Origin of the sequence: Flavobacterium sp. (assembly GCF_027531705.1) — a bacterium.
Classification (GTDB): Bacteria; Bacteroidota; Bacteroidia; order Flavobacteriales; family Flavobacteriaceae; genus Flavobacterium.
The window spans coordinates 42,197-58,110 of sequence record NZ_JAPZSP010000039.1; the positions used below are offsets into that span (position 1 = coordinate 42,197).

At 31.8% G+C, this 15,914-nt stretch carries 13 protein-coding genes; 3 read left to right on the top strand and 10 right to left on the bottom strand.

Features of this window, described 5'->3' with window-relative positions:
• Positions 1–3 precede the first annotated feature (3 nt).
• Positions 4–552, top strand: a complete 549-nt coding sequence (locus O9267_RS13440) for a PepSY-associated TM helix domain-containing protein (RefSeq protein WP_298180420.1) — start codon at positions 4–6, stop codon at positions 550–552.
• 35 nt (positions 553–587) lie between these two features.
• Here O9267_RS13440 and O9267_RS13445 read toward each other — a convergent pair whose 3' ends face one another.
• Positions 588–2,912: a hypothetical protein gene (locus tag O9267_RS13445; RefSeq protein ID WP_298180422.1), complete on the bottom strand. Its 2,325-nt coding sequence runs from the start codon at positions 2,910–2,912 to the stop codon at positions 588–590.
• Positions 2,872–3,897: a hypothetical protein gene (locus O9267_RS13450; protein ID WP_298180423.1), complete on the bottom strand. Its 1,026-nt coding sequence runs from the start codon at positions 3,895–3,897 to the stop codon at positions 2,872–2,874. The genes O9267_RS13445 and O9267_RS13450 overlap by 41 nt, the downstream gene beginning before the upstream one ends.
• Before the next feature lie 546 nt (positions 3,898–4,443).
• On the opposite strand from O9267_RS13450, the gene O9267_RS13455 reads away from it, so the two are divergent.
• Positions 4,444–5,307 carry an AraC family transcriptional regulator gene (locus O9267_RS13455; RefSeq protein ID WP_298180425.1) on the top strand — a complete coding sequence of 288 codons (864 nt, stop codon included), beginning with the start codon at positions 4,444–4,446 and terminating at the stop codon, positions 5,305–5,307.
• Positions 5,308–5,352: 45 nt separating this feature from the next.
• Here the strand turns inward: O9267_RS13455 and O9267_RS13460 are convergent, their stop codons facing one another.
• The 3 genes from O9267_RS13460 to O9267_RS13470 all read right to left on the bottom strand — a co-directional run bounded on the left by O9267_RS13460 (position 5,353) and on the right by O9267_RS13470 (position 7,482).
• On the bottom strand, positions 5,353–6,816 hold the full coding sequence (locus tag O9267_RS13460; RefSeq protein WP_298180428.1) for an aminoacyl-histidine dipeptidase: 1,464 nt from the start codon (positions 6,814–6,816) through the stop codon (positions 5,353–5,355).
• A 90-nt stretch (positions 6,817–6,906) separates the two neighbouring features.
• On the bottom strand, positions 6,907–7,248 hold the full coding sequence (locus O9267_RS13465; RefSeq protein WP_298180430.1) for a DUF5615 family PIN-like protein: 342 nt from the start codon (positions 7,246–7,248) through the stop codon (positions 6,907–6,909).
• Positions 7,249–7,482, bottom strand: a complete 234-nt coding sequence (locus O9267_RS13470; protein WP_298180432.1) for a DUF433 domain-containing protein — start codon at positions 7,480–7,482, stop codon at positions 7,249–7,251. It abuts the gene before it with no gap.
• Between the two features lie 83 nt (positions 7,483–7,565).
• On the opposite strand from O9267_RS13470, the gene O9267_RS13475 reads away from it, so the two are divergent.
• Entirely contained in the window at positions 7,566–8,627 is a 1,062-nt protein-coding gene (locus tag O9267_RS13475; RefSeq protein ID WP_298180434.1) for a DUF3810 domain-containing protein, read from the top strand.
• A gap of 21 nt (positions 8,628–8,648) precedes the next feature.
• Here O9267_RS13475 and O9267_RS13480 read toward each other — a convergent pair whose 3' ends face one another.
• The 5 genes from O9267_RS13480 to O9267_RS13500 all read right to left on the bottom strand — a co-directional run bounded on the left by O9267_RS13480 (position 8,649) and on the right by O9267_RS13500 (position 15,743).
• A complete protein-coding gene (locus O9267_RS13480; RefSeq protein WP_298180435.1) occupies positions 8,649–8,954 on the bottom strand; it encodes a helix-turn-helix transcriptional regulator in 306 nt (101 codons plus the stop codon).
• Positions 8,935–9,285 (bottom strand): type II toxin-antitoxin system RelE/ParE family toxin, encoded by a 351-nt coding sequence (locus tag O9267_RS13485; protein WP_298180437.1) that lies wholly within the window; start codon positions 9,283–9,285, stop codon positions 8,935–8,937. The genes O9267_RS13480 and O9267_RS13485 overlap by 20 nt, the downstream gene beginning before the upstream one ends.
• 115 nt (positions 9,286–9,400) lie before the next feature.
• A complete protein-coding gene (locus O9267_RS13490; RefSeq protein WP_298180439.1) occupies positions 9,401–10,705 on the bottom strand; it encodes an NAD(P)/FAD-dependent oxidoreductase in 1,305 nt (434 codons plus the stop codon).
• A gap of 253 nt (positions 10,706–10,958) precedes the next feature.
• Positions 10,959–12,707, bottom strand: coding sequence for a TonB-dependent receptor (locus O9267_RS13495; protein WP_298180441.1), 1,749 nt, complete (start codon positions 12,705–12,707; stop codon positions 10,959–10,961).
• A 21-nt stretch (positions 12,708–12,728) separates the two neighbouring features.
• Positions 12,729–15,743, bottom strand: a complete 3,015-nt coding sequence (locus O9267_RS13500) for a tetratricopeptide repeat protein (protein ID WP_298180443.1) — start codon at positions 15,741–15,743, stop codon at positions 12,729–12,731.
• Positions 15,744–15,914 lie beyond the last annotated feature (171 nt).

Here is a 15,914-nt window from a genome sequence, read left to right on the forward strand (position 1 = left end):
ACCATGATTTCACCATTAAAAGCAAGAAACATTCACCGTGATTTAGGTTATTTTTACATAGGCTTAATTATTTCGTTTGCCTTTTCAGGTATATTGATGAACCATCGCGAAGATTGGCATCCCGAAAAATATACGGTTCAAACTAAAGCCATAGAAGTTAGCATTCCGAAAGACAAAGAAATTACCGAAAAATATGCCGAAGAACTCGGAAAACAATTAGGTATTGAGGATAAAATTCGTCGTCACAAAGTAAAAAAAGACGAATTGAAAATTTCTTTTGAAAACAATGATGTCGAAATCGATTTGAAAACCGGAAAAGGTGAAATCGTAACATTCATGAAAACGCCAATTATCAGCCAAACGATGAAATTGCATAAAAACACATCCAATTGGTGGATATATTACAGCGATATTTTCGGATTATCCTTAATTACAATTGCGCTAACAGGTGCGATTATGATACCAGCAGGAAAGTTCACATTCAAAAAACGTGGCTGGAAACTAGCACTAGCTGGTTTGATAGTTCCGTTATTAATTTTGTTATTTGTTTAAAGTTGAAAAGCTCCGATTGTTGTCGGAGCTTTTTTTTATCTTCTGGCAGAATAATAATTTTCAAATACAGTGCAACCTGTTGTCATTAAATCATCGTAATAATCAGGAAATTTAGTTTTCAAGTCGCCATAATATCTATTTTTCCCTAACAAATACTCTTGATAAAAATCGAAATTGCCTTTGTATTTTGTAGCATAATTATAGTCAAGTTTATTCTTTTCGCATCTTCCGGCCAATCGCAAACACAAAGCTTTGAATTTATCTATTTTAGCATTTGAATAAGCTAATAAATAATATTTTTTTGCAAGATTTCCACCAATAAATTCCTCTTGATCTTCTGGAAAAGGTTCTACATCATTAGCCGAAATTCCAAAGCGTCGCATCATCCAAGCATTACCGTTTATTGTCATATTATAATAGCAATTGGCTGCTAAAAAATAATAGTAATCTCTGTCTTTTTCATTTGGATTAGTAGCTTTTTCTAAATACTGAATCAATCGTTTGGTTACTGAAATTTTATTGGCAACAAAATTCTCTTTTTCAGGCATAAAATCAGAAGTATATTTTAATGTAAAAAATGGATTTTCGTCAAAAACATTGCCTTCAATATCTTTGCGTTGCCAAAGCGAATAATAATCATTCCAATAGCCAACCTCAACTTTATTGAAATTGCTCAAAGCTGTTTTCAAATCATCTTTCCTAATATACATTGTACCCAATAAATCATAAAGTTTTGAATTCTCATTTTTAATATAATTATATGCCCAAACAGAAAATTTATCAGTTTTTGAAGCATTTTCTTTTACATTAGTAATGAGTTTTTCAACTTCATTTGCACTATAGTAAACATCAATATATTGGTAATAATTGTAAAAATAATCACGATAGGAAGCTTGCTTGTTTCTGTCTGATTTCCAAACAAAATACATGTTTTCAATATCCAATAATTTTGAATATAAAACGGCAGCATCAACATAATTCTTTTTGTATTCTAATTCTCTTCCAATGGCAAAAATGAATTGTTTGCTAGTTCCATTTTCAAGTAAAATTTCTTTCACTTTGTCTTTAATAATAGCATTGTTAACACTTTGATTTGCTGTTAAATTAAGTGCTTTTATCAATTGTAATTGTTTGTAAACTGCATCTGTTTTGTCAAGTTTTTTCTCAAATTGAGCAATTAAATTCAAACTTGATTCATATTTTTCAGATGTAAAAAGCAAATGCGCTTGAGCAATCGACCATAATGCTGGATTTTCAGTTTTGGAAAAATCGTTTGAAGCAATAAATTTTTCTAATTTCGATGCATACTTTCTATCTTTAGCAACTCTTTTTTGAATATTTTTTAGCGAAAAAACACTTTCTGCATCATACCAATAATTAGTTTGAATTGATGGACTAAACATTGTATAATACGGTGTAAAAACCCAATCTTCGATTTTATTTATTTCGCGCAAAAGCATGAAGCTCAAACCATCACTTTTAGGATTTAATTCATACACTTTCTTGATATAATCGAATGCTTTATCAACTTTCAAAATTCCTGCAAGTAGATAAACATTGGCTTTTTCTTCATTGGTTTTGGCAAATTTCAAAATAGATTCGATTTTTGCTTTTCTGTCAAAACTACCAAATACTACAAATCGTTTGTCGGGTGCATTTGCATAAACTTGTGCAGCATAAAAACTTTTAAGTTCATTATCCTTTTCAGCAAAAATTCGGAAATACATACTCCAATAATTCAGAATTGTTTTTTCTTTATCTGTCGAAAAATTGGTTTTGTACAAATCAACTATTCTATCTTTATCATCATTATAAAACGCCAATCTAATTGCCAAAAAAGCATATCTTTTTTTCAAAATTTCGCTTTTTACCGATTTAGATAATTGTGTTGCTTTGTCAATAAGTTGCGTTCTTTCTTTTACAGGAACAACTTCAGTTCTTTCCCATGGATCTTCAAAAAAAGCATTGAACGATTCACAATTTTTAGCAAAAATCAAATAATTTATAGCTTCCAAATCTTTCATTTTATACAAATACTGAATCATTTTATTATCAGAATCAGCCGTAATTGATTCGCTTGAAAGTTCAAACAAAGCGGTACTTATCGAAGCATAATCCACTTTTCTATTGCAGTAATCAAACCATAATTTGTCGTTGGGTTGAATACCATTTTCACCATATAAATCATTATAAACAGGATAAAAAAGCGACGCTGAATAATTGAATTCAGAATAGGTTTTATACTTAAATAAATCTGGATTTAGAAAACGCATCCTAACATCTTCACCATACGGATAAAAACCGCAAGCAAAAAAGTGATTACTTACTAAAATCAGCGTAAAAACGAGCAATTTCTTCATTACTGAATTGTTTAATTTGTTCATTGTCAAGATGGAATAAAGTTACGGTAGTTGTATCGTCAAAAACAACTTTTTTCTTAATAATTTCTATTGCTTTTTCGATTTCGTCAGCTGTGATTTCTTCATACTTTATTTTGTCACCAACACGCAAGTAAATATCATCAAGTTCTACATCTTCAGTTAGTTCATACCAAAGTGGTTTGGTGGCTTTCAAATGCTTTTTGATATAACCATGATTATTGTAAATCACTTTTACAAAACGATCATTCTGGTAAACTTGCATCCACGAATAAATGGGCAAAGCAATATCTAAATGAATAGGATATTTGGTTTTTACATTCAAATAACTTGCCAATTCTTCCACATCTAAAATCGAATTTTTCTTCGGATTTTCAATAGGATTTATCAAATTATAACACATTAATGTAACCTTATCAACTGGCGGAATTCCCATTTTATCAGGATATTTATAAGGATACAATCGCAAAGTGCAACTGATCTCTTTTTTAGAAATTTCTTTTAGTTTTTTCAAAAAGTAGAAATAATTTTCTTTTGAATTGATAGTCCAATCGCAGTCCATTTGGTATTCGGCAAAACCATTTTCTCTATCAAGGCGATTTTTGCTGTATTTGTCTATCAAAAAGTTGACATTGTCTGCTAAAGTATCTAAACTGCCTTTAGAACTTTTTAGAAAAACTTCATTTCTTATATAAACAGTTGGAATAATAGTAAGAGAATCTTGATTATAAGTACTCAACTGCGTTTTGGCAACCGGAATATAACCCATAACTTCATTTTTTTCGACTTCAAAAAACTTTACATAAAGTTTAGTTGCTCCCACTTTTTTGAGAATAGAATCGTTGGCACCATACAAACTATATTCATTAGTTTTCCAGTAATAGAAAGCTTTTTCGACATTTTTTATTTTGTTAGAACACGAAAAAAGAAACCCAAAAAGCATTGCAAAAAGCACTATTTTTTTCATCGAAATTGTCATTTTTGATATAACGTAAAATCGTATTAAAAATATAAAAATTAAACAAAAAAAGCGTTCAAATTAGAACGCTTTTTTTGTTTATAATTTCCAAACATCAAATAGAATAATTCTTAAACATATAAATCCAAATCATTCGTGAAAATCGAATGTTAAAAAAGGTTAGACTCAGCAAAACAACAGCAATAATTATGAACATCCAAAAATCAAAATTACTGTCAAAAAAAGGACGAATACATAAGTAAGTTACCAACCCTTCTAGAACAGATACGCCATAACTCACAAACATTGAACCGAAAAAATAACCTGGTTCTTTTTCAAATTTAAAATTACATTCTTTGCAATGGATGTGCATTTTTGGGAAACCGATACTGAAAAAAAAACTTTTATCGGCAAAAACTTTTCCTTTAAGGCAATTGGGACATTCGTTTCGAAAAATATGATATAAACTATTCAACATTTTTTTTGACAAAGTTAATATAGATATTGAATTGTTTTGTTTTGTATATTCGCAAATAATAGCACAAAAAAGACATTTTGAAACAGCACCCAGTTTACAGCATTGATAACTTTAAAACTGATTTAGGTAAAAACGAACTGTATATCAACACATTTACCAATCATCTAAAAGCACATAGCTTTATCGAAAAACCTCATCGTCACAACTTTTATTTATTAGTCTTGTTTACCCGAGGAACTGGAAAACACGAAATTGATTTTACCCGATACAACATTAAACCTGGAAGTTTATTTGTGTTGCAACCAGGACAAATCCACAATTGGCAATTATCAGAAGATATTGACGGGTATATTTTCTTCTATTCACAAGAAATTTATAATTTATATTTTGGCAATAAAAAAGTGGAAGATTATCCATTTTATCAATCGGTGATGAACCAACCCGAAATTGTTTTGGATGAAAATGAAGTAAATAAAATTAAACCTCTTTTTGATTTAATGATTGTTGAAAGTCAAATTAATCTTCCAAAGAAAACAGACAAACTATTAAATCTTTTGGATTGTATTCACATAGAAATATCAAGAAAATATCTTTTAGTTTCCAAACATATTTCGCATTCGTATAATTATAAAATCCATCAATTAGAACAGCTTTTGGAACAGTATTATAAACTAGAAAAATCACCCTCTTTTTATGCTGATGCTATGAATATCACTTTAAAACATTTAAATCGGATTTGCAAAGAGACTTTAAATCAAACCGTTACTGAAATTATTACTAATCGGATTGTTCTTGAAAGCAAACGCCTTTTAACAAACCCAACACAATCCGTCAATCAAATTGCTGATGAATTAGGTTTTGATGATTACTCCTATTTTACTCGATTGTTTAAAAAGAAAACCGGAATTACACCAAATGTTTTTAGAAAAAATTTGAATTAAAAAAAACCTCGTCTATTTCTAAACGAGGTTTCTATTTTCTTTTCTCTATTTTTTTTCAGGAATCGAAGCTAAAATCTCCAACAAGAACTTCCAGAATTTTTGAGAAGAAGCAATATTCGCTCTTTCATCTGGACTGTGTGCTCCGTGAATGGTTGGTCCAAATGAAATCATGTCCATTCCTGGGTAATTGGTTCCTAGAATTCCACATTCTAATCCTGCGTGACAGGCTACAACGTTTGGTTTTGTTCCGTTTTGTTTTTCGTAAATCGATACCAAAACATCCAATATTTCCGATTTAGGATTTGGTGTCCAACCTGGATAGCTTCCGCCAAATTCAACTTCGCAACCAAACAATTCATAAGCCGAACGCAAGGCATTTGCCAAATCAAATTTAGAACTTTCAACAGATGAACGCGTTAAATTTTGAATCGAAATTTCACCATCTTTTACCACTACTCTAGCGATATTATTTGATGTTTCTACTAAATCTTCCATATCGGCACTCATTCTGTAAACACCGTTATGAGCAGCATAAATTCCACGAAGCAAACCTTCTTGAACGCCCAATTCCATTACTTTGGAAGGTAAATCAGCTTTTACAATTTCAATTGTAAGATTTGGTTCTGTTGTTTTAAATTCGGCTTTGATATCAGTAATCACTTCTTGCATATCGAATACAAAAGCTTCGTCATACATAGACGCAATAATCACTTTGGCAACACTTTCACGCGGAATTGCATTACGCAAACTTCCACCTGATATTTCGGCAATTTGAAGTCCAAAATTCTCAAATCCGTCAAACAATAAACGGTTCATGATTTTGTTAGCATTTCCCAAACCTTTGTGAATATCCATTCCTGAATGACCACCATTCAATCCTTTTACGGTAATCGTGTAACCAACAGAAGCTTCCGGTGTTTCTTCTTCGTGGTAGGTTCTTGTAGCAGTAACATCTACTCCACCAGCGCAACCAATGTCGATTTCATCGTCTTCTTCGGTATCTAAATTTAAAAGAATTTCACCTTTCAAAACGCCACCTTTTAGGTTTAAAGCACCTGTCATTCCGGTTTCTTCATCAATGGTAAAAAGTGCGTCAATAGCAGGATGTGGAATGTCTTTACTTTCCAAAATGGCCATAATAGCAGCAACTCCAAGTCCGTTGTCAGCACCAAGTGTTGTTCCGCGAGCTTTTACCCAGTCACCATCAACAAACATATCGATTCCTTGTGTTAAGAAATCGAAATTGGTATCGTTATTTTTTTGGTGCACCATATCCAAATGCCCTTGTAAGACAATTGGTTTGCGGTTTTCCATTCCGGCAGTTGCAGGTTTGCGAATGATTACGTTTCGGATTTCGTCTTCAAACGTTTCTAATCCTAGACTGTTTCCGAAGTTTTTCATAAACTCAATTACACGTTCTTCTTTTTTGGACGGACGCGGAACAGCGTTTAAATCGGCAAATTTATTCCAAAGCACTTTTGGCTCGAGGTTTCTGATTTCTTGACTCATTGTTGTTTTTTAGACACCAATTTCACGAATTTTCACAAATTAATTGTATTGTGAAATTTCACTAAATTGTGATTTTATTAATTTATATATTTATTCAATTCCTTCAATTCTATCTGTAAAAACATTTACTAATTTATGATTAGAATTCATTTCGATAATTTTATCCCAAACTAATGAAATATTTTCATAAAAAGGTTTCATTTTCATATTGCCATATCGAATGTGAATTACTTTTGGAGGAGGATTATGAAACAATATTCTATTGGAAAAGTCAATATCTTTAGTAATAATAGTCAAATTATTTTCCATCGCATACTGCCATATTTGAGAATCCTTCCATTCATCATTTATAGTCTTTTGATGAATAAACTCATTAGTATTCCAAGTTGACAAATAAACTGGCAAATTAGCATCTATTAAAAATTTCAACATCTATGCAACTGTTCTAATTGTAAAGTTTCTATTCATTAAATCTGATGCAAACTTCAAACAAGCATCTATATCTTCATTTTCAATACTAGGATATTGTAACAAGATTTCCTCTCTAGTTTCGCCAGCACTCAAAAAACCCAGAATTGTATTTACAGTAATTCTTTTACCTCTTATCGTTGGTTTACCGTTACAAAGATCAGCATCAATTGTTATTCTATCAGCAATATATTCCATAATATAATAATTTACATTACAAATTTACAAAAAAAGAATTACGAGTTACTGATTTATAAGTATTTTTATAGCAAATTTAAGACGTGAAACGAAAATACATTCTTCCACTATTTCTAATTGTTCAGATTATTTTTCTGAAGATAATTGCTTTTTTCCCAGAAGTTGTTGAACGCTTTTATAGCAATGGTTTATATGTTTTTATTTCTAAAATTTTGAGAACTACTTTGGGTCAAATTCCGTTTTCGGTTGGTGATGTTATTTATGGAATTTTGATTGTTTTTCTGCTATTCAAAATTTGGAAAACTAGAAAATCTTGGCGATTGGATTGGAAAACCAATTTGTTGAAAATTACAAGCGTTCTTTCGGTTGTTTATTTTCTGTTTCATTTGCTTTGGGCATTGAATTATTATCGTGTTCCATTATTTGAAAAAATGAAAATTGAACGCGATTATACTCAAGAAGATTTACACGCATTTACCAATAAATTGATTGCAAAAACGAATGAAATTCAATTTCAAATTACGAAAGATAAAAACCTAAAAGTTACTAATCCTTATTCGCAAGAAGTGATTTATAAAATGACTGAAAATGGTTATTCCAATTTGGCAAAACAATATCCTTTTTTTGAATATGAAATTCCGAGTCGAAAAAAATCTTTGTTTAGTTTGCCATTAACCTACATGGGATTTGGAGGTTATTTAAATCCGTTTACGAATGAAGCACAAGTCAATGCTAAAATCCCGATGTATGGTTTTCCTAATGTGATTTGTCACGAAATGGCGCATCAAATAGGCTTTGGAAGCGAAAGTGAATGCAATTTTATTGGCTTTTTGGCTTGTACAAAAAATGATGATTTATATTTTCAATATTCAGCCTATACAGCAGCTTTACGCTATTGTTTGCGAAATATAAATGCATTGAACGAAACCAAAACAGAAGTATTTTTAAAGAAACTAAATCCTGGAATTCTAGAAAACTTTAAAGAAAGTGAAGCTTTTTGGAAACAATACGACACTATAATTGACAAAGGTTTTCATGCTTTTTATGATCAGTTTTTAAAACTAAATCAACAAAAAGATGGTATGGAAAGTTATAGCAAATATGTGAATTTGTTGGTTGGTTTCTACAAAGACAAATCTTTTTAAAAACTTCTCTTGTTGTTGTTTTTACAACTTTATTGCAAGCTCTAATTTTCCGCCTAAGCCTAACTCCACAATTTTTTGAAGTGTAGAAAATCTAACTTCTTTTACGTTATTTTCTATTCTTGAGATATATGATTTTGTCGTTCCACTTTTGAATGCAAGTTCTTCTTGAGTTAATCCTTTTTCTATTCTAGCATCATGAATTAAAGCACCAAGTTTAAATTGCTCATAACCTTTTTCTAATTTATCACGCTTTTCGGTTCCAGTTTTACCATAAAATTCATCTTTGAATTCGGCGAGTGTTTTTAAATTATTTGTTTTCGTTTTCATATTCCTTTTTAATTTTTAATGCTTTTTCAATTTCTTTTTTGGGTGTTTTCTGCTCTTTCTTTTGGAATCCATTTGCTAGAACAATTAACTTTCCTTTATCAAAAAAGCAAAATATTCTAAAAATATCACTTCCTTGTTTTACTCTGATTTCATATAGACCATCTGTATTTTCAATATGTTTCAAATACGTTTCTGGAATTTTTTCTAAATGTTCTATCAATTCCAAAGTCCAAGTTATTTTATCTTGAACCTTTTCCCGTTGCTTTACAAAAAAAGCTACAAAATAATCTTTGTAAAATGTTACCGTTCTTATTTTCTTTTCTCCTTCCACAATACAAAAATACTAAAGTTGTACTAAAGGACAATATTTTTTTTGAATTTTATTAATAAAAAAGATTTTTAAAAATTATAATCTACTATTTACCAATAAATATATCAACTGTAATCTAAAACTCATCACTAGTAAAAGTTGTAAAACTTCTTTTCTTAAACGGTCTAACTATTAATCGTCCTTCGCGGTCAAAACGGATGTAATTGTAGACCCAATTTAGGAAAACAACGGCTCTGTTTTTGAAACCAATTAGTGAAAACAAATGCACAAACATCCAAACAAACCAAGCAAAAACTCCGTTGAAGTGATAATGTGGTAAATCAACAACGGCTAGGTTTCTACCAATCGTTGCCATTGAACCTTTGTCATTGTATTCAAAAGGTTTTAATGTTTTTTTGTTTAGTAATTTGATTAAATTTTCACCTAACAATGCGCCTTGTTGCATAGCAGGTTGCGCCATCATAGGATGACCTTGAGGAAAAGTTTCGCTTTCAATAGAAGCGATGTCTACTATTGCAAAAATATTGTCGTAACCAACAACTTGGTTGTATTGATTGACGCGAATTCTCTCGACTCTTTCTACCAATGATTTGGCATCTAATCCGTGTATCGCGGCACCTTGTACACCTGCTGTCCAGATTACAGTTGCCGTTTCAAAAGTCAAATCGGAATTAGTAGTGATGGTTCTTCCGTCGTAATTAGTTACACGCACATTTTTCCAGATTTTGACACCTAGATTTAAAAGAAATTTTTCGGCTGCAGCTGATGATTTCTCAGACATTGTGTTCAGCACTCTATCGCCACTTTGTATCAAGTTAATTCCCATTTTATCGATATCTAAATCGGGATAATCTTTTTGAAGAATGGCTCTTTTCATTTCGGCTAATGCACCAGCCAACTCTACTCCTGTTGGTCCTGCTCCTACTAGCACAAAGTTGATTAAAGCATTTTTATCGGCTTCATCTTTGGTTAGAACGGCTTGCTCAAAGTTTTCGAGAATCAAACTACGAATATTCAATGATTGCGGAATGGTTTTCATTGACATTACATTGCGCTCGATTTCTTTATTACCGAAATAATTGGTTTTGGAACCCGTAGCAATAACCAGATAATCGTAATGCAAATCGCCAATTTCGGCCATCACTTTTTGGTTCACGGTATCAATTTCTTTTACCGATGTTAGTCTGAAATAGAAATCGGGTGTGTTTTGAAATATTTTACGAATAGGATACGCAATCGAACCAGCTTCGAGTCCGCCAGTAGCAACTTGGTACAAAAGCGGTTGGAAATTATGGTAATTATGTTTGTCTAAAAGTACAACTTGTACGTTTTGATTTCTTAATTTTTTGGCCAGCGCTATACCTGCAAATCCGCCACCTATGATGACAATTCTGGGATTTGACGATTGTGGAATATTCATGTTTCTATTTTGTTTGTGACAAATTTACGAAGATTTTTAACCACGAAGACACAATAAAGGCACAATGTTTCCTAATATCAATTTCTCGCAAAGTCGCAAAGATTATTTTTTAACACAAAAGGCACAAAAGAAATCCTTAAGATTAAGATTATACCAAATGTTTACTGATATGCCTAGCCCAGATAGAAGTGAAAATCCTTTTTATTTTTTCTTTAAAAATAAAAAGATTGTAACGTATAGCTGGAAATAGCTTCTATAAATTGAACTTATAACTAGCACCTAACATGAACTGGAAGGATTGAACAGGATAATTTAACCATTTTTGATAACCTTGATTGGCAATATTGTTGAGTTTCAAGAAAGCTGTCAAACGATTGGTGTATTTGAAACCCAAGTGTGCATTGGCATCGAAATAGCTTTTTAGTGTAACGATATTAGGTACTAATGGATTATTTATTTTATCAATTGCATCTTTTCTATCGCCTACAAAAAATACGTTGGCACCTGCATACCATTTTGGAGTGATATTTACATCGAGATTAGCACCTAATTTTATACTTGGTAAATTCCATGCTTCTTCTTCATTTTTCATATTGTAGTTGTTGAAAGTTCCGTTTACACCAATTGAGAAATTTTTGGTAAAATCGGCTTTTAACTCACCAAAAAAACTGATGGTTTTCATATCATCATAAGTCACATCAAACGAGTTTCCGTATTGGTAATTTTGTTGTTCAACAATAGTATCATCATAATAATTGCTTACAAAAAATGCTTTACTTTTTTCGCTCACTACAGAACCGCGAACGTTGTAACTTAAATTGTTAGAGACTTTTCCTTTTAAACCTCCAAAAACGTCAAATTGTTTGTCGGTTGGCGCAACCAATAATGTTGGTGAAACAAATTGGTTTTCATTTACAAAATCACGATAAGTGTTTTGTTGCAAAGTTCCTTCTGCTCCAGCGTAAAAAATCATGATATTTTCGACCAAAGCGATAGAAGCGTTGATTTGTGGATAAACGAAAAATTTATTTTTCTTGTTTTCATTGTCAATACTATAAAAAGCAGCTGCACCAAGGTTGAACGACCAGTCATTTCGGCTCATGGCAATACTTGGATGGATTCCGAGATTGGTGTAACCGTAATTTATTGAAGTTAAATCGGAGTAGTCTTTTTTGAAACTTCCACCAAGATAATCGACTATTAATTTGGTTTTGATAGTAGTTCCTGCGGCATCAAACTCGAAAGTTGGTTTTACCAAAAATCTATTTTCTGACGATTTGAATTTATCTGAAAAATGATTGAATTTTACGCTCACATCATTGAACATGCTATTAGTAAAATTGATGTTTCCACCAGCTGAAATATTACTGAAAGAATTGGCTTCGTTGATGGTATTTATCACTTTAGCTTTTTCGTCTTCGGTAAACAAGTTACCAAAATCAGATGGCAAACCATACCAGAAATTGTTTTTTAGTTCATAACCCAAATCGGCTGTCCAAGAATAAGCTTGCTTTTTGCTTCCATAAGTCAAATCGAAAGAAGTTGTACTGAATTTATCATCTAAAACTAAATCTTTGATGCCGCCTTGAGACGAAAAATGTTTGAACATTCCGCCAAAATAATCAGTATCGCCAATGTTTTTGGTTACATACAATTCGCCCAAAGCGTTGATGTAATTTCCGAGTCCAAGTGTTGCGTAACTGTTGAATAATTCTTCTTGTGCTTCTTTGTCAACCCCAGCTGCTTTTCCTTTGGCTGGTGCAAAAGTTGATGCTACTGGAAAGGAGAAAATAGAATATTTAATTTCCTCTTTTTTGCTGGTTTCCTCATCGTTTAGACTTGGCGTTTCTTTTACTTTGAAAGCATCAGAAATCGTTGGTGTGTATGGCTTTACAACATTTACAACTTCTGTTCCAATGTTTTCGTCTTTCTTTTGAGAGAAAGCGAATTGTGTTGCAAGAAATACTAAACTAAATGCTATATATTGAATTTTGAATTTCATTTTTTTACTTTTTACTATGAATTAATTACCAATTGAGGAATTTGTCTTAGATTCTAACGCTTTAATTGTGTTCAATTCTTTTTGGGCTTCTTCTACAACATCGGTGTAATTAGCGAAATTTTTGATTACACTTTCTAGAATATAAGTCGCTTGAAAACTATCTTTTAATCCGTAGAAGTTTTTGGCCATTACCACCAAACCTTTGGCACCAAAATATTTGTAACCTGAATATTCTTTGGCTATTTTTTGAACCACTTTATTAGATTCTTCAAATTTTGAATCTTTATTTTTGAAATAAGCATCATAATACAACGCTTCAGCAGCTAATTCACCTTTTGCAATAGTTTGTAATTTGGCATAAGCAATTCTGGCTTTAGCTTCATCATTTGATTTTATAGCAGAACGAGCCACGATAATTTGTGCATCAGACTTCACTTTATCATCTACTTTTGGATTGGCTAAAACTTTTTCGGCATAAATTACAGCATTTGGATAATCTTTGCTTTCATAATATGTCTTCATCAAATTAGATTGTGCAAAAGTTACGTTTTGAGGAAAATCGGCTTCGGTTTCTAAACGTTTTAAAACTATAATTGCTTTTGTTGCATCTTCTTTTTTCAAGTAAATTTCACATAGTCTTGCCAATGCTTGTTCGGTAAACTCATTTCGCGATTTAGAAATTACGTATTCATAATTCGGAATTGAATTGTTGGCCAAATCATCCGCATAATAGGATTGAGCCAAATAGAAATTAGCTTTCAAAGCGTGATTTCCGTTTGGAAATTTTGCTAAATAATTACTCAACGAAGAAATAGCTTGTTTTACATTATTTTGCAAATATTGTTTTTCGGCACCTTCATAGGTGTCATTATCCAATTCAGCATCAGAAACTTGAATATATCCTAACGTTTTTACCCAATCACCGTATTCAGAAACTTTTCCGTTGTCAACATAAATTAATCTTGCGGTGGCAACAGCTTCTAATGCTTCAGGAGAATTTGGATATTCGGCAGCGATTTTTTTGAATTTTGCGATTGCTAAATCATCCTTTTCAGCATTGTAATAAATTAAACCTTGACGTAACATTGCTTTTGATGTAAACGAACCTTTTTTGAATTCAGCGATTAACTGATCGTAGGTTTTGATTGCCAAATCGGTTTTATTTTCAGTTACATACGTATTTCCTAATTCAAACAACGCATCATCACGATATTGCGATTTCGGATAAACTTGTAAAAACGAATTGAAATCTTGAATTTTTCTATCATTTTTTGTCACAAATCCGTAACTGATAGCTTTTTGGAAAGCAGCATAATCGGCGTCAATTCCTTTCATTTCCATCGATTTGTTGTAAGCTTCCATGGCAGGCCAATATTTTGCTGTTACAAATCGGCTGTCGCCTAATCTTAAATACGCATCATTCAAACGAACTTTATCGTCTTTAACAGCTTCAACATAGGCTTGAAATGAATTTCCAGCTTGCTCATATTCTTTTAATTTGAAATATGCATATCCAATATTATAGTTGATATTTTTATATTCTGGCGTTGTTTTGGCTTCAGGAAATCCTGCAAATTGTTTGAAACTCAATAAAGCATCGTTGAAATTATCCAAACCATATTCTGTTTCAGCTTTCCAAAAAGTTGCTCTCGCTGTGAACTTGGCATCGCTTTGTTCCGCAATAGATTTTTTGAACATCGTTAATGCTTGTTGGTAATCGCCATCCGTATATAATTCGATTCCGCGATAGAAAGTTACTTTTTGGTAGGCTAATTTGTTTCCGAATGATTTATTTTTTTCTAATAAGCTCAAAGCTTCTTTGTAATTTTTAGAAGTTATGTACGAATTGATAAGCAAGGTTTGAAGTTCCGTTTTGTTAGGCGAATTTGGATATTTAGTCATAAACGAATTCAAAACATCGGGTACACTTTGGTAAGAATTTCCAATTTCGTAACTCAATTTGGCATAATTCAAATAAGCATCTTCTTGGATTTTCAAATCAAATTCCATTTCAGAAGCATTTTTGAAAGCGTTTAAGGCTTCTTGTTTTTTATTGATTTTCATGTAGCTTTCACCCAAGTGATAGTAAGCATTTTGAGCAACGGCATCTTTTCCGCCAATGATTTTATTGAATTGCGCAATGGCACTGTTGTAATCTTCTTGTTTGTAATAAGCGTAACCAATTTGGTAGTAATCTGTATTACTCCATTTCCCTTTGGTTCCACGGTATTCTCTTAGAAACGGAATGGCTTTGTCGTATTGTTTCAAATTGAAATAACTTTCACCTATAATTTTGTTCAATTCCGATTTTTCTGCCGCAGTTGATTTTGCCATGGCGGTTTGCCCCAACTCGATAGCTTTTTGAAAATTACCCGATTTGAAACTCATATCAGCCTGAAAATAGGATAATTTTTCTTTGTATTTTTCTTCGCCCGCTACTTCATTAAAAAACTCGTTGGCTTTTTTATAATCGTCGCCTTCATACGCCATAAAACCTAGATAATATTTAGCTTGTGAACCATATTCTTTAGATTTTATAACTTTATTGAAATAAGGCGTTGCTTCTTTCTTTTTATTAGCAGAAAAATAGCAATAACCTCTTTGAAAGTTGTATTTTTCAAGTTCTTCGTAGCTTAAAGAATTGACATCTACTCGTTCTGACCAAGCAAGCGATTGCGGATAATTTCCTTGTTCAAAATAAAACTGAGAAACTTCGGTATACGCTTGATTTTGTTTTGGACTTGTTGGATATTCAGCAATGAAGCGTTCCATCATTTGGTCGGCGTTTGCTTGTCCTAAATGAATAGCACAATTAGCACTATAATAAGCACAATCAGCCTGAATATCAGCATTGTCATTATTTGCTTTTACTTTATCAAAAATAATTTGTGCCGATTGGTATTGGTTATTTTTATACAGATTTACAGCTCTTTGAAAATCTTCTAAATCATTAGAATAGATAGCCGACTTTTGCGAAAAAGTGGTGCTACTTGTTATAAAAATCAAGAGAAATAATAGTCTTTTTATTTGTTTCATATATGGATAATATTTGTTTTTTAAAGGAATATGGAATATCCATGACAGAATCTACATAAATGTTTTCGTCAGCAAAACATGGATATTTCATTGCCTTACTTGTTTACTGTCAAATGTATTGATTTCTATAACCTATAACGGAGTAAGCTTGGTATTTATTATAAACATTCT

Excerpts from the sequence above, each read along its gene's own strand:
- O9267_RS13440 (WP_298180420.1), top strand. The coding sequence starts at position 4 with ATGATTTCACCATTAAAAGCAAGAAACATTCACCGTGATTTAGGTTAT.
- O9267_RS13445 (WP_298180422.1), bottom strand. The coding sequence starts at position 2,912 with ATGAAGAAATTGCTCGTTTTTACGCTGATTTTAGTAAGTAATCACTTT.
- O9267_RS13450 (WP_298180423.1), bottom strand. The coding sequence starts at position 3,897 with ATGAAAAAAATAGTGCTTTTTGCAATGCTTTTTGGGTTTCTTTTTTCG.
- O9267_RS13460 (WP_298180428.1), bottom strand. The coding sequence starts at position 6,816 with ATGAGTCAAGAAATCAGAAACCTCGAGCCAAAAGTGCTTTGGAATAAA.
- O9267_RS13465 (WP_298180430.1), bottom strand. The coding sequence starts at position 7,248 with ATGTTGAAATTTTTAATAGATGCTAATTTGCCAGTTTATTTGTCAACT.
- O9267_RS13470 (WP_298180432.1), bottom strand. The coding sequence starts at position 7,482 with ATGGAATATATTGCTGATAGAATAACAATTGATGCTGATCTTTGTAAC.
- O9267_RS13480 (WP_298180435.1), bottom strand. The coding sequence starts at position 8,954 with ATGAAAACGAAAACAAATAATTTAAAAACACTCGCCGAATTCAAAGAT.
- O9267_RS13490 (WP_298180439.1), bottom strand. The coding sequence starts at position 10,705 with ATGAATATTCCACAATCGTCAAATCCCAGAATTGTCATCATAGGTGGC.
- O9267_RS13495 (WP_298180441.1), bottom strand. The coding sequence starts at position 12,707 with ATGAAATTCAAAATTCAATATATAGCATTTAGTTTAGTATTTCTTGCA.
- O9267_RS13500 (WP_298180443.1), bottom strand. The coding sequence starts at position 15,743 with ATGAAACAAATAAAAAGACTATTATTTCTCTTGATTTTTATAACAAGT.